Genomic DNA, 21,302 nt, shown 5'->3' on the forward strand with positions numbered 1-21,302 from the left:
ATCAATTCTCCCCGAAAAAATATTATTTTAGCATTCTAAATAATATATTATATGATTGCCATTGTTGACGGCGGTTCTACCAAATGCGATTGGGTTATTCTGGAAAACGACGGTACAGAAGTCTTGAAAACCGAAACCGTTGGATTCAATCCGAATATCATAAAACCAGAACTGATCACAATTGAAATAGAAAAAAAATCAGGCACTTACCAAGTTCAAAGACTATCTGGAAAACATCTTTTTCTATGGCTCAGGTTGCGGTACTCCGGAAAATAAACTGATTGTAGAAAGAGAAATACAAAAGGTTTTCACCAACGCACAGATCCGGGTAAAAGAAGATCTTTTGGCAGCAGCTTATGCGGCCTACAGAGGCGTTCCGGCTATTGTCTGCATTCTAGGGACAGGTTCCAATGCCTGCTATTTCGATGGCGAAAATGTCAAAACTGAGTTGCCTTCTTTAGGGTTTCTCATTGGCGACGAAGGCAGTGGAAGCGCACTTGGAAAACAATTGGTCCGTCATTATTTTATGAAGAAATTACCGCCCGATCTGCATCAGCAATTTACTGAGATTTATCAGCTGAATATAGACGAGTTGCTCAAAAATATGTATCACAATCCAAGAGCGAATGCCTACATGGCAGATTTCACGAGGTTTATTGTGGACAGAAAAACACATCCATATTTTCAGAATTTTATTTACAAAGAACTCAAGAACTTCCTTGAGTTTCAGGTGATGCCGTACGAAGAATGCCGAGAAAGCGAAATCAATTTTATTGGCTCGATTGCCTATTTTTTTGAGGATTCTTTAAGAGCTGCGGCATCGGATTTTCACTTCAAAATCGGAACCGTTGTTCAGCGTCCGATAGAAAGTCTGGTGAATTATCATCGTGACTATATCATTCCAAAGCTTTAACTTTGCAATAATAATTGGGGCGTATCCCTTTGTTTTTCCAAGCTGAACCAGCCGCAAAAACAAGCGGGCCGGTCTGCGGGCAGTCGCTCTCGCCTCTGGCGAGGAGCTCCAACAATGCCCTCCGCCCTTACGCAGAGAAAAAATAAAAACCCGTGACTCTATATAATATTAGATGCACAACAAAAGTAAATTCAACAATGTCAAAAAATTCAAGAGACCAAAATGCTTTTGATAAAGCCGCTTTAGATTACCACCGTCAGGAACCGAAAGGTAAGATCGAAGTCATACCTTCCAAACCGCATTCTTCGCAGAGAGATTTGTCTTTGGCCTATTCGCCGGGCGTTGCTGTACCTTGTATGGCAATTCACGATGATCCGCAAAGCGTTTACGAATATACTTCAAAAGGAAATTTGGTTGCGGTGATTTCCAATGGAACTGCTGTTTTAGGTTTAGGAGACATCGGTCCCGAAGCTTCAAAACCTGTAATGGAAGGGAAAGGTCTGCTTTTCAAAATTTTTGCAGGAATCAATGTTTTTGATATTGAGATCAACGAAAAAGACCCGGACAAATTCATCGAAACGGTAAAAGCCATTGCGCCAACATTCGGAGGGATCAATCTGGAAGATATCAAAGCACCGGAAGCTTTCTATATAGAACAAAGACTGAAGGAGGAATTGGATATTCCGTTGATGCACGATGATCAGCACGGAACAGCTATTATTTCTGCTGCAGCTCTGATCAATGCTTTGGAAATTGCAGGTAAGAAAATCGGTGAAGTGAAAATGGTGATCAATGGAGCTGGAGCGGCTGCGGTTGCCTGTGCTAAATTATACATCTCTTTAGGACTTGATCCGAAAAATATTTTGATGTGTGACAGCAAAGGGGTCATCAATCAAAGAAGAGAAAACCTGACACCAGAAAAATTAGACTTTATTGCTCAAACAGATATTGATACTTTAGAAGATGCCCTGAAAGGTTCTGATGTTTTCATCGGCTTGTCAAAAGGAAATGTAATGTCTGCAGAGATGTTACTCTCAATGGCAAAAAATCCGATCGTTTTTGCGTTAGCCAATCCAGACCCGGAGATCAGTTATGATCTGGCAATTGCAACGAGAGAAGATGTGATGATGGCGACCGGAAGAAGCGATTATCCTAATCAGGTGAACAACGTTCTTGGTTTTCCTTATATATTTAGGGGTGCTTTAGATGTCCAGGCAAGGGGAATCAATGAAGCTATGAAACTAGCTGCGGTCCACGCTTTGGCAGAAATAGCAAAAGAGCCGGTTCCGGAAATGGTAAAGCTGGCCTACAATGTTAGTAATATCAGCTTCGGGAAAGAATATTTCATTCCGAAACCATTTGATAACAGATTAATTACCAAAGTTTCTATTGCCGTAGCAAAAGCAGCCATGGAAAGTGGCATTGCTGGGAAATCAATTGAGGATTTCGAAGCATACGAAAATCAGTTGCTAGATAGAATGGGACGAGACGAAAAGCTCGTGAGAATGATGCAAAACCGTGCAAAAGCGAATCCGAAAAGAGTCACGCTTGGAAACGGAGAAGAGTACAACATTCTGAAAGCTGCGCAGATTCTTCAGGAAGAAGGAATTGCTTATCCTAGTTTGTTGGGAAGCAAAAGACTCATCAAAGAAAAAATGGAGGAATACGGAATCACTCTTGATATTCCAATTATCGACCCAAATGATGATGAGCAAAAAGAAACCCGTAAAAAATATCGTAAAACCCTTTGGGAAAAACGAAACAGAAAAGGAATCAATGAATATAAAGCAAAACGTTATGTAAGACAACGTGATTATTTTGGGCCGCTAATGCTGAAACACGGCGATACCGATGCTTTGATCGTAGGTTTCTCAAAAAGTTATGCCTCAATTCTGAAACCTGTTTTAGAAATAATTGACAGAAAACCAGGCGTAAACAAAGTAGCTGCAATGATGATGATTTTGACAGAAAAGAAACCTCTGTTCTTTGCAGATACTTCCATCAACAAAAATCCAACTGCGGAAGATTTGGTAGAAATCGCAAGAATGGCAGAATTTACAGTTAAGTCTTTTGCTATTGAACCAAGAGTTGCAATGTTAGGATTTGAGAATTTCTCGGCTAAAGCAGATACTTCCAAAAAAGTGGCAGCAGCTGTGAAAATCCTTCACGAGAAATATCCGAAGATGATCGTGGATGGAGAGATCCAGCCGGATTTTGCTTTGAATAGTGATCATTTGGCAGATTATCCTTTCTCAAAATTAGGAACCAACCCTGCCAATGTTTTGGTTTTCCCAAATCTGGAAAGTGCAAACTTATCGTACAAAATTATCAGAGGGATGAAAGCTGCTCAGACCATAGGCCCAATCTTGATGGGATTAGATCAGCCGGTTCATGTCCTGCAAATGCGTTCCAGTGTAGACGAAATTGTGAATCTAGCAACGATTGCTGTTTTGGATGCACAGACCAAGGATAAGAAATAGAGGCTAGCAGTTGATTTTGCTATCTCCCTTATTAATATAAAAATCCCGTCACGTAATTAAACGTGACGGGATTTTTGATTTCAAGGCTAGTAGGTCTAGTCAAAAATTTTAAAATAATAGGCTATATATACTCTTCAAACATTTAAATTCTTGCGTATTACACAGATTTGGCTGATGGAAAGTACCATCGAATCTTCTAAATCACCATAATCTGCGAGAAAATTATGATACTATCTGCATTTTATCAATCATCCAAAGTGATTTGATAAGAACCTGCATTGGCAGCATCCGTATTTTTCACTAGTAAAAAGCCAGCGTTTGGATTTAGGTCAGCAGCGGTTTTGGAGATCGTTGCGCCACCACCTATTGGGATTTGGATGCCCTCCAGATTCTCTGTGCTGGAAAGGCAGAAAACCAATGGCACTGTACCTGTATTTTTGAAAGTAAAAACTGTGCCTTCAGAAACCGCCAATGTGGCAATGGTTTTCACCGTACCTGCTCCCACACTGCCCTCATACTCCTGCAGGTCGTTATCTCTGGAGATATCGTAGATGAACTGTCTTTGCTTCGCATAGTCTGTCATATAGATGATCTGCGCGGCAGCGTTTACCTGAGTTAGCCTGTCGTAGACGGCATTAAGGATTTTGATACGGTCTTCGGTAAGTTTTGGTCTTTGTTTTTTGAAAACTTCCTGTGTGGTGTTTTTATTAAGAAGGTCTGTTCGGATGGTCTGGATAGTGGCAATCGCTGGAGCATTGTAGCCTGCGGCTACCAGTTGGGTTTGATATTTCACACAGGCTTTGGACATCTCATCCAGAAACTGGATCATCTTGCTTTCCGAGCGACGGGCATCCATGTAGTCATTCAGCCCGAACTCGCCCTGTGTGGCGGCACTATTGGGGAAGGCTTTCTGTACAAAATATTTTACTTCATTATATTTAGCTCGTGCCAGCTCCATTTGGCTGAGGACATTCTCTGTGGTCTGCACCTGTTGGTCGGATATGGCAGAATCTGCCACCACGGTTTCCGCCGCTACGATGGAAGCGAGGTAGGCGGTCATGTAAGCGGCGTTGATAGTAGAATCGAAGCCGGTAAATTTGGCTAGCTCGCTGTTGGCTAAGTTGTAATTGGCTCTTGCGCTTTCTGTCATGTAGGCATCGGTGCCTAAGTAGGCTCGTTTAATTTCTGTTGGTTCCATAATTTGTATTTAGGTTAGATTGTTATTTAGTAGTTGACGGTAGTTAGTTGGTCTTTGTCGATGGTTGGTTGTTCACTGTCAGTGGTTGGTTGTTCACTGTCATTACTTAGTTGGTCATTGTCAGTGGTTCGCTGGTCTATGTCATCGCTTAGTTGGGTGTTGTCATCAGTTAGTTGGTTATTGTTACTGCATAGTTGACCTTTGCTCCTGGTTGGCTGGTCATTGTCGTCGCTTAGTTGCTCATTGTTACTGCTTAGTTGGGGGTTGTCATTGGTGGCGGAGTGCTTCTGTAAGCCGTTTTCTTCTTTCAATAGGTTTGAATCTCGAGTTTCCAATCTGAAAATATTCCGCTATCCTAAATTATTTAACTAAAGAAACAAAATTCTTATAATTAAAGTTATTGCTGTTGTTTTTACTATTTAAGCTTTGAATGATGTGACTAATTTATAAATAATTTGGATTAACGGCGCAAAATATTTTTCCGATGAACTTTTCATGTTTCCATATTTTGACTGGAAAATAATTATTTTGATTAATGATTTAATAATATTCATTTTTAATTAATTATTATCAAATTTTTATTACTTTGATTAGTGAATAATTTATTTTAAATATTATTTAATATTGAATTGATAATGTTAAATTTCCGTTAAAGTGAGTTTTTATTTGGTTTTAGTTTTTAGTTTTGCTTCATTCTTCTAAGTAATCATATGTGTACAGTATGATAGATTGGTAAGGCAAAAGCCCAATGCCAGGGTTTGTATGGCAACAAATAATTATTAATTTTAAAATTTAACGAAATGAAAAAACTAAATTTAAAAGACATCAAAAATGGAATGTCAAGAAATGAAATGAGAAAAGTCAAGGGAGGGTGCGGTTCTTGTGATATTACGCATGTCGAATCTTGTTGGAATGGTAATGTCTATAGGAGGGCTTCATTGATTAATGGCGTTTTTAAGTGTTGCTAGTAATGAATTATAAGGCTTATTTACACATCATTTTTATAATGATGTGTAGCTTTTTATCCAATCAATTGTTTTCCCAAGAAGTATTAGTAAAAATCATAACGGATTCTATTATTAATAATAAAAAAATTGGTGGAATAGTTAATGATGAATACTATAAAAATTCTTCTAAACACATAAAAGAAAATGACAAGGGATTGTTTTCTTTTCAAGTAAGGGATAGCAAATTTCCTCTACCGTATGCACTTTCTTTTCCTAAAGGAGAAGGATTTGCAATGACATTGCCTTTTCTGGTAGATAAGAACAGTGCTAGTTTTAAGCTGAGATATCTAGATAGCGGTTTTTTGTTATTAGAACCACAAACAATACAGAATGAAAATGCAAAAGATGAAATTAAATTTTATGAGTTCATTAATAGGAGATTAAAGAGTTTGGAATCCTATTATTATAAAAATAAAGAATTGGATCAGTTACTACTAGAATATTCTAAAAAGAATAAAAACAGTTATATATTATTCTGGACTTTGGTTCGTCAATTTGAATTGAAAAGTTATAACGAGGTGTATGATGACATTTTCAATAATTTATCAAATAATATAAAAAAATCCATATATGGTAGGGTTTTTTATCATAACCTAACAGAATCAAAAAAAATCATTATAGGGAGAGAATTTCCTGAATTGGTCTTAAGTGGGCAAAAGACGATTAACCCATCCTTATATGGAAAGCAATTTACACTAATTGATTTTTGGTTTTCCCACTGCGCCCCTTGTATAGAAGATTTGCCCAAATATAAGAAACTATATGCTAAATATAAGGATAAAGGATTCGAGATTGTTGGTATTTCAACAGATGTAACACAAGCTAAGGACAATTGGGGAAAAGTAATAAGGGATAAACAATTAGATTGGCAAAATCTTCTTGATGAAAATGGTGTTGAATCAACCAAATACGATATTAATAAATTTCCGACGACTTTCCTTTTGGATTCTGATGGTATAATTATTAAAAAAGATCTCTCTCCAGAAGAATTAGAAATATTTTTAGAAGGAAATCTAAAATAACGAGCAACCCAAAACTTCTAAAATCATAATGACTACTAACCAAGACTTAGAAGCAATATTTTCTTATGCTCGATCTCAAAATATAATACTTGACAAAGCAGAGTTTCAGTTTCAGGTAGAAACTCATCCGGATTATCCAAGCTTGTTGGCTTTTACAGACGCTTTTTCATTTTTTAAAATCCCAAATATTGCAACTAAAATATATGCAGACCAAATAGAAAATCTACCTAATTCTTTTGTTGCATTGCTGGGAGATATTGGAGATAATAGGAAAGAAGATTATTTGTCACACATCACTGAGAAAAATGGGAAATATCACTTTACTCATGAAAAGCAAACAAAAAAGCTAAACATTGCAGAACTAAAACAATATTGGAAAGACATTGTTTTTTTAGCCGAAAAATCGGAAAATTTCGCAGATACAAAACCAAAATCTACTTCTGTAACTAATATGATGGTTTGCATCTTTGCATTGCTGGTTCTGGGGATTGTCTATTTATTTTCTGCTTCTATATTTGCGGTTTTGTTCGGGACAATTTATATGGCTGGGATTTTTCTTTCGATAGAAGCATTGAAAAGTGAATTGGGAATAGAATCCACAGTTTCTAAAAATATGTGTAACATAGTCGCCAATGCAGATTGTGCACAGGTCATTAATTCTGATAAAAATACATGGCTGAAAAGCTTTAAAATCAGTGATGTTAGCATTTGGTTTTTCAGCTCTGAATTGTTGTCTTTACTATTGTTTTCAGTTTATGGCGTAACAGAAAATTATTTTGCCCTTTTAATTTTTTCCTTGGTTTTAGCAATTCCAATGACTTTGTACTCTATATATTTTCAATATAAAGTGGAGAAAAAATGGTGTCCAATTTGTTTGAGTATTATTGCTTTGATTTATGTACAATTGTTATTATTAGTTATTAATCATCCTGCCTATTGGTCTTTTAATTTAAAAAATGTAACACTTTTTGTTTTTGGCTTTGCAGTCGTTGCATTTTCAATTTATATGATAAAACCATTTCTATTGAACATCAAAAACCTAAAAGAAAATAATATTAAAAATCTTCGGTTCAAAAGAAACTACACTATTTTCAAAAATAATCTGGAAAAAGAAGAACAACAGTTTTTTATAAGTGAAAATCTAGTTTTAGGCAATCTTAATTCTAAATTGAAAATCTCAATTATTACCAGCCCACTATGTGGCTATTGCAAAAAAGCACATGAAATTCTACATGAGATTTTGAAAAATAATTACGAAAATTTATGTATTTCTATTAGGTTTAATTATAGAGAATTCTTTGATAATAATACTCAAGATTTATTCTGTCGTTTGCTAGAAATTCACAAAGAAAAAGGAGATTTCGCTTTTTGTGACGCTTTACAAAATTGGTTTGAAACTAAAAATTTGAAAGAATGGCTTTTGAAATTCGGAGAGCCTGTAAATAGTGAACAATCAAAAAATGGATTACTATTGATAGCCGCAGAAAATGAATCTAAAAACTTGAATTTCACCCCTAATATATTCATTAATCAATATAAATTTCCCGATTTATATGATAATCAAGATTTAGAATATTTCATTACAGATCTAATTGAAGATTAAGAGTTATGAAGATAATACAATCCTTTTGGTCTGGCGGTTTCCAAGACATAAGAGATAATAGAGGGTGGTTATCCTATGAATATCATTGGTTAGGATGGATACTCAGTTGCAACCAATTACGAAAATTCTATGAAGAAGTTGAATTATATACTGATAAGTTCGGTTGCGAAATTTTGATAAATAAATTAAATCTTCCTTACACAAAAGTTCATGTAGTTTTAGACGAAATGAACAAATATCCAAAAGATTTATGGGCAATCGCTAAGATACAAACTTATGCACTCCAAAATAGCCCTTTTCTTCATGTAGATGGTGACGTATTTATTTGGAATAAGTTTCCTCAAGAATTAATGTCAAGCAGCTTAATAGCTCAAAATTTAGAAAATACAACAGATTATTATCGTGAAATGTGGAATGACATTGCTCCTCATTTAAAATTTATACCTCAGGATATCTATAACTATCACAATGGTCTTTCAAATTTAGGTTGTAATATGGGAATTATTGGGGGAAATGATATAGAATTCTTTCATGAATACACCAAAAAATCTTTTGATTTTGTTGATAAGAATAGAGAAACGTGGGATGAGTTTAATTTATTTAATTTCAATATTTTTTTTGAACAAGAGTTGTTTTACGAGATGTCTGTACTTCAAAAAAAAACAATTAGTTATTTGTTTGATGAAGTCTGGGGAGATAATTCATATTTGGGATTGGGCAATTTTCAGGATGTTCCACACAAAAGATTTTATCTTCATTTACTGGGAAACTTCAAAAGACGCTTAAGCATTTGTAGATTTCTTGAAGGGTCTGTTTTAAAAGAATATCCAGAATTTTATTTGAATCTTAAAAATTTAATTCCCGAAAAATTCGAGCATTTTGATAAAGAAATTTTGGATTATAAATTTTCTAAAAATGATAATCAAAGGCTTGTAAATAAATTTATGGAGAACATACTAGACAATAAATCAGTTATTCGCAATGAAGGTTTGTTAGGAAGGAATATTCACTTACCAACTATTTATACGAAATTTGATAAATACACACAAGACAATATTGATTTTTCATTGCTATTACTAAACTGTTTTGAAATTGAACACAACAAAAATCAAAATCAAGAAAATCAAAACTTAAAAGTATATGAGTTCGATGGGACTTCTATCAATTATGATTTTGACGAAATTGATATATTGATGGTGACAGAATTAAAAGATAAAATACTAAAAAGTCAATTTTTAATAAATATGCGCCAATATCTTGAAGAAGATATTACACAAGAAGATGTGGATGAGTTCAATAAACTTTTAATGAATAGATTGAGATATTTTTTGGAGTGTAAAATTTTAGTGCTTTTGTAAATTGAAGTCTTTCCCTTTCTACCCTCAACCCGACACCAAAGACTGCGGTCCCACCTGCCTCCGTATCATCGCCAAATATTACGAAAAAACCATCCCTATACAACAGATAAGAAATCTTTCCGAGACCACAAGAGAAGGAAGTAGTTTATTAGGATTAAGCGATGCCGCAGAAAAATTAGGATTCAGAAGTTTGGGTGTTCAAATAGATTTCAATACGCTTGCTGAGGAAGTGCCGCTTCCTTGTATTGTCCATTGGAACAAGCAACATTTTGTGGTCGTTTATAATATTGAGACCCTTCGACAGGCTCAGGGTGACAGTCGTTATAAGATTTATGTGTCGGATCCAAGTTATGGTTTAATAACTTACTCCAAAGAAGAATTCATCAAAAGCTGGATAGGAGAGAATTCTAATGAAAACACAGAGGAAGGAATTGCTCTTCTTCTGGAAACCACTCCCTCATTTTTCAAAAATGAATTTGATGAACAAGAGAGTAAAGCGAGCTTCTCCTTCCTTTCAAAATATGTATTGAAATATCGCTCTTTAGTTATCCAGCTTGCAATCGGGCTTTTGGCAGGGAGTTTACTGTCTCTCATTCTCCCGTTTCTTACGCAAAGTATTGTAGATGTAGGAATCCAAAACCAGGATCTTAATTTTATCTACTTGGTTCTGCTCGCCCAAGTAATGTTGTTTTTAGGAAAAATGGGAATAGAGATCATTAGAAGTTGGATTCTACTTCATCTTTCCGCAAGAATCAACATTTCCATTATTTCCGACTTTTTTATCAAATTGATGAAACTCCCTATCAGTTTTTTTGATACAAGAATGACGGGAGACATCATGCAGAGGATTAATGACCATCACAGGATTGAGCAGTTGCTGACCACTTCTTCCTTAAGTACACTGTTTTCACTAGTTAATCTGATCATCTATAGCATCATACTCTTGTTTTACGATTACAGATTGTTTTTGGTGTTTTTCGTGGGAGCTTTTCTATACATTATTTGGATTACTTTTTTTCTTAAAAAACGAAAAGAGCTGGATTACAAAAGATTCTCTCAGGTTTCGCAGGAGCAAAGCAAAGTGATGGAACTTATCAATGGAATGCAGGAGATCAAAATGCACAATGCGGAAAAGAAAAAAAGGTGGGATTGGGAGTTTTTACAGGTCAAATTATTTAAAATTCAGATCAAATCTTTGTCATTGGAACAGTGGCAATCGGTTGGCGGGAATTTTATCAACCAGATGAAGGATATTCTGGTAAGTTTTCTTGCAGCTAAATTAGTTCTAAGCGGGAATCTTACTTTAGGAATGATGCTTTCTGTTCAATATATTATTGGTCAGCTGAACAGTCCATTATTACAATTAGTAGAGTTTATAAGACAAACCCAAGATGCTAAGATTTCACTCGAGAGATTGGGAGAAATTCACGACAAGGAAGATGAAGAGAGTGCGGATGAACAATACATAACAGAAATTCCTCAGAAAAATTTGGAAATCCAAAATGTTTCTTTCAGGTATATTGGTTCTGATTCTTTTGTTTTTGAGAACCTGTATTTAACAATTCCCTACCAAAAGACTACCGCCATTGTCGGAGCCAGCGGAAGCGGAAAGACAACTTTGCTGAAGCTATTAATGAAATTCTATGAACCCAATGTTGGTGATATTACATTAGGGAATGCCAACCTTAAAAATATCTCTCCAAGGATCTGGCGGGATCATTGTGGTGTCGTAATGCAAGATGGCTATGTTTTTAATGATACAATTGCACAGAATATTGCAGTGGGAGAAGACTACATTGATAAAAATAAATTAAGAAAAGCGGTAGAAATTGCCAATATCAAAGATTTTGTAGAGAGTTTACCATTAAGCTATAATACCAAGATTGGAAATGAAGGCGTTGGAATTTCAGGCGGACAGAGACAAAGATTGTTCATAGCAAGGGCTGTGTACAAATCTCCAGAATATATCTTTTTTGACGAAGCAACTTCTGCTCTCGATGCTAATAATGAAAAGGTAATTATGGAAAATCTGGAACAATTCTTCAAAGGAAAAACGGCCGTTGTTATAGCACACAGGTTATCGACGGTAAAACATGCTGACAAAATTATTGTTTTAGACAAAGGAAAAGTGGTAGAAGAAGGGAATCATTCAGAATTGGTTGCAAAAAAAGGAGAATATTACAGACTTGTTAAAAATCAATTGGAACTTGGAAACTAAAAAAGACATATTAGATAACTTGGAAATCCGCAGTGAAAGTGTGCAGGATATTTTGTCACAACCACCGAACTGGATGATCCGCTGGGGAAATACTTTAATATTAACTATTCTCGGAATGATTTTGCTGATGAGCTGGTTCATCAAATATCCCGAATTTGTTCCTGCCCCAATCATTGTAACCTCACAAAACCCACCTGAAAAGCTGGAAGCCAGGATCAATTCTAAAATTGAAAAAATATTGATTAAGAATCAGCAGGAAGTCAAAAAGAATGACATTCTAATGATTTTACAATCTACAGCCAATTATCAAGATGTTCTAAGGCTCAAAAAATTAGTAGATTCTATTTCGCCCAATCAGATTTTTTCTTTTCCGATCAATGAAACTTCAGGATTCAAATTAGGCGAATTACAAAGTGATTACAACGCTTTCGCGAAGGCCTTTCAGGATGAGAAACTATTCGCAAAACTACAACCGTATGCTCCGGAAAATCTTGCAGCAAACCAGGGTTTATCGGAATACAGCAGTAGGATTACAACTTTAAAACAACAGCTAAATCTTGAAAATGCAAAATTCGACTTGAGTAAGAAGAATTTTTCTCGTTCACAATCTTTATTCGATCAGGGCGTCATCTCGAAAATGGAACTGGAAAATGAGAAAATAAAATATCTGCAGGCAGAGCAGAATCTCAAAACTATTAATATTTCTCTTTCTCAAATGCAGGAAGGGATTTCCACTTTTAATAAAACAAAAAGTGGAGCATCCATTAACGCGCAGAAAGACAAAAGTAATTACGCTTCACAAACTCTGCAAATGTTTGAGCAATTAAGAAAATCTCTAAAACAATGGGAACAGAATTATTTGGTTATTTCCTCAACAAACGGGATTGTAAGCTTTCAGCAATTCTTTGGAGAGAATCAATTCGTGAAGGCCGGAGATGCTATTTTAACAATATTACCAACCGATAAAGTAGCTGTTGTCGGCAGAATGCAGGTTCCCTCAACTAACTCCGGGAAAATCATTCCGGGAGAAAAAGTGCTGATAAAATTGGACAATTACCGTTTCCAGGAATACGGACTCGTAGAAGGTAAAGTACAGAATATTTCTCTGGCTCCGGATAATAATGGAAATTATTATGTGGATGTAATTCTTCCAAAAGGCTTGAAGACATCTTACAACAAACTATTGCCCTTTGATAAAGAACTCAAAGGAAATGCTGAAATCGTTACGCAGGATCTTAGATTAATCGAAAGGTTTTTTTATCAGATCAGGAAATTGTTGAGATTTCAGAATTAATTAAAAACGATTCACATGAATTTTCTTTTTTAAAATTGATCTGTATTAATGTTACGTTAATGTTCATGATTAAAATAATTTTCTAAATTTATCTTAATAAAAACACAGATATGAATTTTGATGATAAATTTACCAAGCAATTTGAAGAGAAATTGGAGAAAAATCTTAAGTTGATAAGAAGTATGCCTCCTGAAGTGCTTTTGACAGTTAAGGAAAATCTGCTTAATATCGACTCTGCTATCGAACAAATAAAAAGCAGTCCTAATAAATCAGATGAAGATTTAAAAATGCTGAAAGACCTAGAGAACGATCTCCCGGCTTTAAAGCAACAGATAGAGGATATGCAATTAATTTTGATGGAAAGTCTTTACAGAAATTCTTTAGTTTATTTCGAAAATGTAAAAAGGCTTGCTAAAGAAGGGAATAAAGAAGCGGAGAAAATTTATAATGATTTGAGGATTCATATTGAAAAATTTGATGTGAATTAACTTTTTAAATGTTGTGAAATTTTCTAAAACTTCTTTAAGATCATAAAAATGAAATAACAAAATCGTAGAAAGAGTATTGAAAAGCCATTTTAATATGTTAAAATGGCTTTTGTTTTTAAGTTAATTTATATCTTCGCAAAACCCTAATTTTTTATTAATTCAATGATTTATTCATTAAAAGGATCCGTTCAGGAATTGACTCCTACATTTGCTGTCGTGGATGTCAGCGGAGTAGGTTATTATGTCGGGATCAGTCTGCAGACCTCTCAGAACCTGAAACTAAACTCCGATGTCCTATTATACATTCAACAGATCATTCGTGAAGACGCACACCTGCTTTTTGGTTTCTATACCAAGGAAGAGAAAGAAATGTTCAACCTGTTAATAAGTGTTAACGGAGTAGGACCTGTGTCAGCATTAATATTACTATCTTCGCTCAGTCTTTCCGATGCCGCAAGTGCTATACTTTCAGGCAATAGTGCTCTTATCCAAAAAGTGAAAGGGATAGGGGCTAAAACTGCAGAAAGAATTATTGTGGATTTGCGGGATAAGGTAGGGCACTTCGGTAATTCCGAGGAAAAACTTTCTGATTTTGCAAACAATAAAATCAAGAATGAGGCGTTATCTGCATTAGAAGTTTTGGGTATCGCCAAGAGGATGAGTGAGAAGATTGCAGATAGGATCCTTAAGCAAAACCCGAATGTTTCGGTGGAAGAATTAGTGAAAGAGATTTTAAAGAACATTTAACAATTGATGGTTCTATACCATCAGTTTTCTTAAAAAAAATATAAGTGAAGAAAAATATCTACCTTAATAAATTAACCTTTTTATTTTTAATTTTTGTAGGTTTTACCAACATTTTTGCACAGGAAAAACCGGCAGATAGTCTTATAACCGGGCGGCAGGATTTCAGTCTTGCAGACCCCATTCGTTACGATGCTTTCTACGATATAGGGACAGGTATGTACTATTTGTATCCTAAAGTAGGGAATACAATTGTAGGTGCGCCTATCGCCATGACTTTCGAAGAGTACAAAAACTACACCATGCAGAACAATCTTCGTTCTTATTATGAAGAAAAGTCGCTGTTGAATGACCTCTCCAAAAGAAAAGATCAGACCGATGCTAAAAAGAAAGGGTTGATACCTGCTGTCACCATCAAAAGTAAAATGTTCGAGAATATCTTTGGTGGAAACAAGATAGAATTGATTCCCCAGGGTTATGCTTCATTCGATTTGGGTGGACTTTACCAAAAGATAGATAATCCATTGATCCTTCCCCAGAACAGAACTAGTTTTGCCATTAATATCCAACAAAGGATTCAATTAGGAATTACCGGGAAAGTAGGAGAAAACCTCCAGCTGAAGGCCAATTACGATACGCAAAGTGGATTCGCTTTTGAAAATCGTATGAATATGGTCTGGCAGGCAAAAGGTTCATGGAAGGACCTCCAATCCAAAGGTCTGAATGAAAAAGGACAGGATCCGGAAGATAAGATCATCAAAAGAGTAGAGGTTGGTAATATCAGTATGCCACTTTCTACAAGTTTGATCAGAGGTTCACAATCTTTATTTGGACTTAAGACCGAGTTCCAGTTGGGTAAAACAACCGGAACTTTGGTGTTTTCACAACAGCAAGGAGAGGCTAAAACTATTGTAGCACAAGGTGGAGGGACTATGAGCACCTTTAAGGTCAATGCTTATGATTATGAAGATAATCAGCACTACTTCCTGGATAAATATTTCCTTGATAGCTATGACGATGCTCTTACAGATTACCCATTGATCAAATCTAAGATTGCCATCACAAGACTAGAAGTTTGGATGTTAGATAAGGGAGGTGCTAATTTGGAAACTCAGAAACCAATTGTCGGGCTTAGAGATCTTGGAGATCAGGATGGTATTGCCCCCAGTAATACCAATGGTAATCTATACAGCCAGATTAGTTCTGCATTAGGAACGACAAGAGATGTAACAGCTGCTAATAATACTTTGAACGGAAGGCCTTTTCCAAATTCTCAAGGAAATTCTGAACAGTATACACCAATCGAGCACTTTATCACTAATGCAAAAGCAAGGAGATTAAATTCTTCTGAATACAGACTCAATACACAATTAGGATATATTTCTTTAAACCAGAGGCTCAATGACGACCAATTTTTAGCAGTATCATTTTCCTATACAATCAATGGATCCAGTACTGTTTATAAAGTAGGGGAGTTCTCTGAAGAAAATGCAGTACTTCTTACCAAGTTGTTGAAAAATAATAATGCGGTAAAGCCAACTTCTCCTATGTGGCAGCTGATGATGAAGAATATCTATTCTCTTAATACAAATCAGCTCAACTCTCAAGATTTCTTATTGAATGTCTATTTCAAAGATCCAGTTTCGGCTGGTAAAGTTAATTATTTGGCAGGTGCTACTTACAATGATGGTTATACAAAATTTGATCAGGAAAATTTATTAAGAGTATTTAATTGGGATCGATTGAATGCCAATAATGACCTGCAGAGAGATAAAGATGGCAGAACAGGAGATGGGATATTTGATTTTGTAAATGGAACTACGGTTGACGCAGAAAACGGGAAGGTTATCTTTACAAAAGTTCAGCCTTTCGGTAGCTATCTTGAAAAAATCTTAAAAAGCGACAATACAAAGAATTACATCTATACCGATTTATATTCCAAATTAAAGGAAACAGCAAAACAAAGCAATTTAGCACAACGATATACCATAGAAGGGCGATACAAGGGAACTCAGGGACAAGGGATTTCCCTAGGAGCAATCAATGTTCCACAAGGGTCTGTAAAAGTAACAGCCAATGGAACTCAGCTTGTGGAAGGTGTAGATTATACCGTAGACTACATGTTGGGAACAGTCAATATCATCAATGAAACTGTTAAGCAGTCCGGACAAGCGATCAACATTTCTCTTGAAAATCAATTGACCTTCAATACCCAAAGAAAAAGTTTCTGGGGCTTGAACCTTGAAAGAAAATTCAATGAGCATTTTACATTGGGTGCAACTATTGACGATTTTGAGCAGACCACTTCCAAGATCTCATTGAAAGAACCGGCAATGTGGAGTTTGGCATCCCGTCCTGAAAAAAATATCAATGATCCTATTTTCCCTCAAACTGTGAATAATGATGACCTGAGGTCAGGTGATGGTAGAGGACTATTGTCTTGGTATACCATCGATCCTAGATTCTACGGCGTTGGAGGAAGAGCTCCTAATGGAATTAATGCACAGACCCTATCCAATTTTTCATCAAGAAGAGTACAGATGCAGGAGATCTATAATAACAGAGATTATGTTGCAGGGGAACAGACGCTTCTCAATACATTTGATATTACTTATTATCCGGATCAGAGAGGTCCATATAACCTGAACACAAGTGCCGAATTGCCATCACAAAGATGGGCGGGACTTATGAGACCAATTTCTGTTACCAATTTTGTGACATCCAATATCGATTATGTAGAATTCTGGTTGCAAGACCCTAATGCAGATGGCAATATCTCGGGAGATCCAAAACTATTGTTGCAATTAGGGAACGTTTCAGAAGATGTCTTAAAAGACGGAAGATTGCAATACGAGAACGGATTGCCGACAACAAGCACCGCATCCACTACAACTTCTACAAAATGGGGTACACAGCCTAATCAACTTCCTATCCTTTACGCTTTCTCAACGGAGGGGGATGAAAGGACTCAGCAAGATTTAGGTTATGATGGTCTGAACGGAGCTCAGGAGCAAGAAAAATTCGGAGTTGATTTCGTGAATCCTGTGACAAATGAGTTGGATCCGGCTTCTGATAACTTTGTATTCTATATGTCGGATAGGTTCCAAGGTGATTTGGCTTCTTCATTGATAGAGCGTTATAAATATTTCCGTGGACCGGAAGGTAACTCTGCAGCCAATACCTTGGAGGTGGCAACGCAGACACCTGATGCAGAAGACCTTAACAGAGATTACAACTTGGATCAGACTGAAAATTACAACCAATATACGATCGACCTTTCTCCGGCACAAATGGTTCTAGGTCAGAACAAAATAGTGGATGTTAAAGAAGTGGATGTCAAGTTTGAGAACGGACAGGCAGGTAAAGTAAAATGGTACCTGTTCAGGATTCCCGTTGCGGATTATGACAAAACAGTTACAGATTCATCTGAATCTGTCCTTAATAATGTAAGATTTGCAAGAATGATGCTGAAAGGTTTTGAACAGACCTCTACACTTAGATTTGGTTCTTTCGATCTTGTGAGATCGGATTGGAGAAAATATACCAACCTGATTTCTAGTACAAATGTGAGCGATCAAGATGAAGGGAATGCTGGTGCTTTGGATCAGAATGCCAATTTTGATGTAGGAAGTGTGAACCTTGAAGAGAATGCTTTGGGAACACCTCCTTACGTTTTGCCTCCGGGAATCGATAGACAAGTATTGAGTGGAAATGCAGGCGCACAAAGACAAAATGAGTCCTCTCTTTACTTTAAAGCGACAAATTTGAAAAACGAAGCGAGAGGGGTTTTCAAGAATACAAGTCTGGATATGCGTCGTTATAAAAAATTAGCATTATTCGTACATGCAGAAGATCGAACAAATTCCAGCACGGCAAACTCAAATACGTTGGACCCTGATGCGAAATTCTTTATCCGTTTCGGAAGTGATGCTACCGACAACTATTATGAATATGAATCATCTTTGACTAGAACTGCACAAAATGCTACTTCTCCTTTGGATATTTGGCCAGATGCTAACACCGTTGATCTTGAGATTGAAAATTTTGTGAACGCGAAATTAAAAAGAGATGAGCTAATTAGATCTTCCAATCAAAATATTGCTGAAAGATACCTTTATGATTATGCTGATGACAGCAATAAAAAAATCTACGTAAAAGGACGTCCGAGTATTGGAAATGTAACCACTATTATGATCGGGGTAAGGAATAACAATGCAACTGCCAAAGATCTAATACTGTGGGTGAACGAGATTCGTCTTTCTGAGATAGAGAACAAAGGTGGTTATGCCGCTAATGCGAGTTTGAACTTCAACCTTGGGGATTTTGCAATGGTGAATGCCAATGCTTCATATGCATCAATTGGATTTGGAGCAATCGATTCAAAACCTTCAGAGAGGTCACAGGATGAGAATTCTGCCTTCAGCATCAATACAACTGTCAATGTAGATAAGTTCTTGCCGGAAAAAGCGGGTATGAAGATTCCGTTGAACTATTCCTACACACAAACCATCACAGATCCGAAATACAATCCATTGGATAATGATGTTGAGCTGAAAAAAGCCCCTAACGAGGCAGAGCTGAAAAAAGTGGTTCGTACTTATACACAACAGAGAAGTATCGGTGTTGTGAACATGAGAAAGGAAAGAATGAATCCAGATAAAAAAGCGAAATTCTATGATGTAGAAAACTTGAACCTGACTGCTATCTATAATGATGATTTCTATCGTGATGTTTATACAGTCCGTAATTATAAGCAATATCTGAAAGGTACTTTGGAGTATAATTATACCTTCAAACCATATGTTCTGAAGCCTTTCAACAAGATGATCAGTGATACTGCCAAATCTTACAAATATCTGAGATGGATCAAGGAGTTCAATTTCAACCCGGTTCCTACAAGATTATCTTTCAGAACTATTTTGGACAGAAATTATAACGAGTTAGAATATAGGAATGTAGATGCACTACTTTCCGGAAATACTGGAGAAAGTTTTGAGGCTATCAAGAACAGGACCTTCTACTTCGGATGGCAATATAACTTAGGTTTCAACTTTACAAAATCCTTGAAACTGGAGATCAATTCTGAAACCAGAACGCTTAATGACAATATTGATGTGGATGGGATGGATAATCGTTCGATATTTGAAAATCCTTTCAGAGCGGGAAGGCCTGTATTGTATAATCACAGGGTACAGCTTAATTATAGATTACCTTTCGAATATTTCCCATATTTGGATTTCGTAAACGCAGAATTGAGCTACCAATTCCAGTATAACTGGTCTGCAAGATCAACTGCTGTCAAAAGTTTTTATAATGAGGCGACCGGCCAATATGAAAATCTAGGAAACTTGTCTCAGAATACGAATGCCATTATTGCAACGTCTACATTTGATATCCCTAAGTTCTTCAGTAAGTTCAATTACTTTAAGAAACTCAACCAAACGATGCAAAAACGCCGTCAGGAGATAGATTCTTTGGGGAATGTTTACAATCAGGCATTTACCAAGAAGAATAGCAGGTTCAAGTTCAAGAATTATAAATTTAAGAACAAGCTGACTCCGATTCAGGCGATTGCCTATGCGTTGACATCTTTCAAACAACTGGATTTTAATTATACAGAGAACAACGGGACGGTATTACCGGGACTTTTATCCGCTCCTAACTTCTATGGTTATGGACAAACACTGGGAGGTCCTACGATCGGATTCTTATTAGGATCTCAGGCAGATATCAGAAGGACTGTCATAGAGAATGGCTGGATGTCAAATTCCACATTGATGACGGATGCTTACTCAGAACTTAATACCAGATCATTCACGGGTAATCTACAAGTAATGCCTGCCAACGATCTGAGAATAGATTTCAATGTCTTGCAGACTTACAATAGGAATTATATTCAGAATGGATTCAATATTGTAGACGGAAATTATTTAGGATACAGAGATGCATTCGCAACAGAGATGATTACCTATTCTAATACGGCATGGACGTTCAATACGGCTTTCAAAGATGGGGCTGCACTTTACCAGTCCATCAAAGACAATGCGTTGGCAATCTCTCAACAATATGACGGAATAAGGGATGCTGAAGGTTATGTTGCAGGGTATTCCAGAAGTAATGCTTATGTTTTGATCCCGGCATTCCAAGCAGCAATTGAAGGTAAATCGCCTAAGAAAATAGGTAACCCTACCAAAGCAGGAATTCCTTTGCCAAACTGGAAGCTGGTATATTCAGGACTTAGAAATCTTCCGATCATCAATAGCAAATTCTCTAAGTTTGATATCTCTCATTCGTATGTTTCTACATCCACAATGTCTGGGGTACAATCCAGTGTAGATTATTTTAATAGAGACCTTAGGGATCCTGAAACAGCTTATGATTCTAATGGAAACAGATACAATCCTTATACATTTACACAAGTAGGTTATGTAGAGGCATTCTCTCCATTGATCGGTTTCGATGTGACGATGAGAAATAACATGCAGTTCCGTTTCAATTATAACAGAGATAGAACTTACTTACTAGGATTGGTGAATACGACACTTACTGAAGAATTAGGAAATGAGTTTGTAGTTGGTTACGGATATATACTGAAAGACCTTAAGATCCGTCTTAATTATAAAGGAAAAGCCAGAGACGTGAAGAGCGACCTTAATATGAGAGCTGATTTATCAATTAGAGATAGCAAGACGACAATTACGAATATCTTGATAGATGATTCTCAGGTAACAGGTGGCCAAAAGATATTCAGTCTTAAGTTATCTGCGGATTATAACATGTCACAAAATCTGAATCTGAAATTCTTCTACGATCAGATGATGACCAAATACAAGATATCAACAGCATTCCCGTTATCTACACTCAGGGCAGGTATAACGGCTACCTTAACCTTTGGAGGAGCCGGGAACTAAAATTAAGAGCCTTGATTTTAATATTAAAAAAAGAGTGGACAAGCAGTTCGCTCTTTTTTTGTAATT

At 36.3% G+C, this 21,302-nt stretch carries 11 protein-coding genes and 1 pseudogene; 10 read left to right on the forward strand and 2 right to left on the reverse strand.

Features of this window, described 5'->3' with window-relative positions; translation table 11 throughout:
- The first annotated feature begins 51 nt into the window (after nucleotides 1-51).
- Together BLT30_RS02575 and BLT30_RS02580 are read left to right on the forward strand one after the other, a co-directional pair.
- A pseudogene (locus tag BLT30_RS02575) lies at nucleotides 52-913 on the forward strand (BadF/BadG/BcrA/BcrD ATPase family protein).
- A 197-nt stretch (nucleotides 914-1,110) separates the two neighbouring features.
- Nucleotides 1,111-3,393 carry an NADP-dependent malic enzyme gene (locus tag BLT30_RS02580; RefSeq protein ID WP_089871149.1) on the forward strand — a complete coding sequence of 761 codons (2,283 nt, stop codon included), beginning with the start codon at nucleotides 1,111-1,113 and terminating at the stop codon, nucleotides 3,391-3,393.
- Nucleotides 3,394-3,637: 244 nt separating this feature from the next.
- Here BLT30_RS02580 and BLT30_RS02585 read toward each other — a convergent pair whose 3' ends face one another.
- Together BLT30_RS02585 and BLT30_RS18520 are read right to left on the reverse strand one after the other, a co-directional pair.
- Nucleotides 3,638-4,591, reverse strand: coding sequence for a hypothetical protein (locus BLT30_RS02585; RefSeq protein WP_089871150.1), 954 nt, complete (start codon nucleotides 4,589-4,591; stop codon nucleotides 3,638-3,640).
- A 26-nt stretch (nucleotides 4,592-4,617) separates the two neighbouring features.
- Entirely contained in the window at nucleotides 4,618-4,926 is a 309-nt protein-coding gene (locus BLT30_RS18520) for a hypothetical protein (protein WP_089871152.1), read from the reverse strand.
- A 635-nt stretch (nucleotides 4,927-5,561) separates the two neighbouring features.
- Between BLT30_RS18520 and BLT30_RS02595 the strand changes: the two genes are divergently transcribed.
- From BLT30_RS02595 to sov, 8 genes are all read left to right on the forward strand, one after another.
- On the forward strand, nucleotides 5,562-6,620 hold the full coding sequence (locus BLT30_RS02595) for a TlpA family protein disulfide reductase (protein WP_089871154.1): 1,059 nt from the start codon (nucleotides 5,562-5,564) through the stop codon (nucleotides 6,618-6,620).
- Between the two features lie 28 nt (nucleotides 6,621-6,648).
- The gene (locus BLT30_RS02600; RefSeq protein ID WP_089871156.1) at nucleotides 6,649-8,223 is read left to right on the forward strand and encodes a vitamin K epoxide reductase family protein; all 1,575 of its coding nucleotides are present in this window, start codon (nucleotides 6,649-6,651) and stop codon (nucleotides 8,221-8,223) included.
- Between the two features lie 5 nt (nucleotides 8,224-8,228).
- Complete coding sequence (locus BLT30_RS02605) at nucleotides 8,229-9,581, forward strand: DUF6734 family protein (RefSeq protein ID WP_089871158.1); 1,353 nt, start codon at nucleotides 8,229-8,231, stop codon at nucleotides 9,579-9,581.
- 1 nt (nucleotide 9,582) lies between these two features.
- A complete protein-coding gene (locus tag BLT30_RS02610) occupies nucleotides 9,583-11,799 on the forward strand; it encodes a peptidase domain-containing ABC transporter (protein ID WP_089871160.1) in 2,217 nt (738 codons plus the stop codon).
- On the forward strand, nucleotides 11,789-13,093 hold the full coding sequence (locus BLT30_RS02615; protein WP_089872854.1) for an HlyD family secretion protein: 1,305 nt from the start codon (nucleotides 11,789-11,791) through the stop codon (nucleotides 13,091-13,093). Before BLT30_RS02610 ends, BLT30_RS02615 begins: the two co-directional genes overlap by 11 nt.
- Nucleotides 13,094-13,203: 110 nt before the next feature.
- Nucleotides 13,204-13,581: a hypothetical protein gene (locus BLT30_RS02620; protein ID WP_089871162.1), complete on the forward strand. Its 378-nt coding sequence runs from the start codon at nucleotides 13,204-13,206 to the stop codon at nucleotides 13,579-13,581.
- A 162-nt stretch (nucleotides 13,582-13,743) separates the two neighbouring features.
- Nucleotides 13,744-14,328: a Holliday junction branch migration protein RuvA gene (ruvA, locus tag BLT30_RS02625; protein WP_089871164.1), complete on the forward strand. Its 585-nt coding sequence runs from the start codon at nucleotides 13,744-13,746 to the stop codon at nucleotides 14,326-14,328.
- Between the two features lie 44 nt (nucleotides 14,329-14,372).
- Nucleotides 14,373-21,236 carry a T9SS outer membrane translocon Sov/SprA gene (sov, locus tag BLT30_RS02630; RefSeq protein ID WP_089871166.1) on the forward strand — a complete coding sequence of 2,288 codons (6,864 nt, stop codon included), beginning with the start codon at nucleotides 14,373-14,375 and terminating at the stop codon, nucleotides 21,234-21,236.
- Nucleotides 21,237-21,302 lie beyond the last annotated feature (66 nt).

It is taken from the genome of Epilithonimonas hungarica, assembly GCF_900102265.1.
GTDB lineage: Bacteria > Bacteroidota > Bacteroidia > Flavobacteriales > Weeksellaceae > Epilithonimonas > Epilithonimonas hungarica.

Excerpts from the sequence above, each read along its gene's own strand:
- BLT30_RS02580 (WP_089871149.1), top strand. The coding sequence starts at position 1,111 with ATGTCAAAAAATTCAAGAGACCAAAATGCTTTTGATAAAGCCGCTTTA.
- BLT30_RS02605 (WP_089871158.1), top strand. The coding sequence starts at position 8,229 with ATGAAGATAATACAATCCTTTTGGTCTGGCGGTTTCCAAGACATAAGA.
- BLT30_RS02620 (WP_089871162.1), top strand. The coding sequence starts at position 13,204 with ATGAATTTTGATGATAAATTTACCAAGCAATTTGAAGAGAAATTGGAG.
- ruvA (WP_089871164.1), top strand. The coding sequence starts at position 13,744 with ATGATTTATTCATTAAAAGGATCCGTTCAGGAATTGACTCCTACATTT.
- BLT30_RS02600 (WP_089871156.1), top strand. The coding sequence starts at position 6,649 with ATGACTACTAACCAAGACTTAGAAGCAATATTTTCTTATGCTCGATCT.
- BLT30_RS02595 (WP_089871154.1), top strand. The coding sequence starts at position 5,562 with ATGAATTATAAGGCTTATTTACACATCATTTTTATAATGATGTGTAGC.
- BLT30_RS02585 (WP_089871150.1), bottom strand. The coding sequence starts at position 4,591 with ATGGAACCAACAGAAATTAAACGAGCCTACTTAGGCACCGATGCCTAC.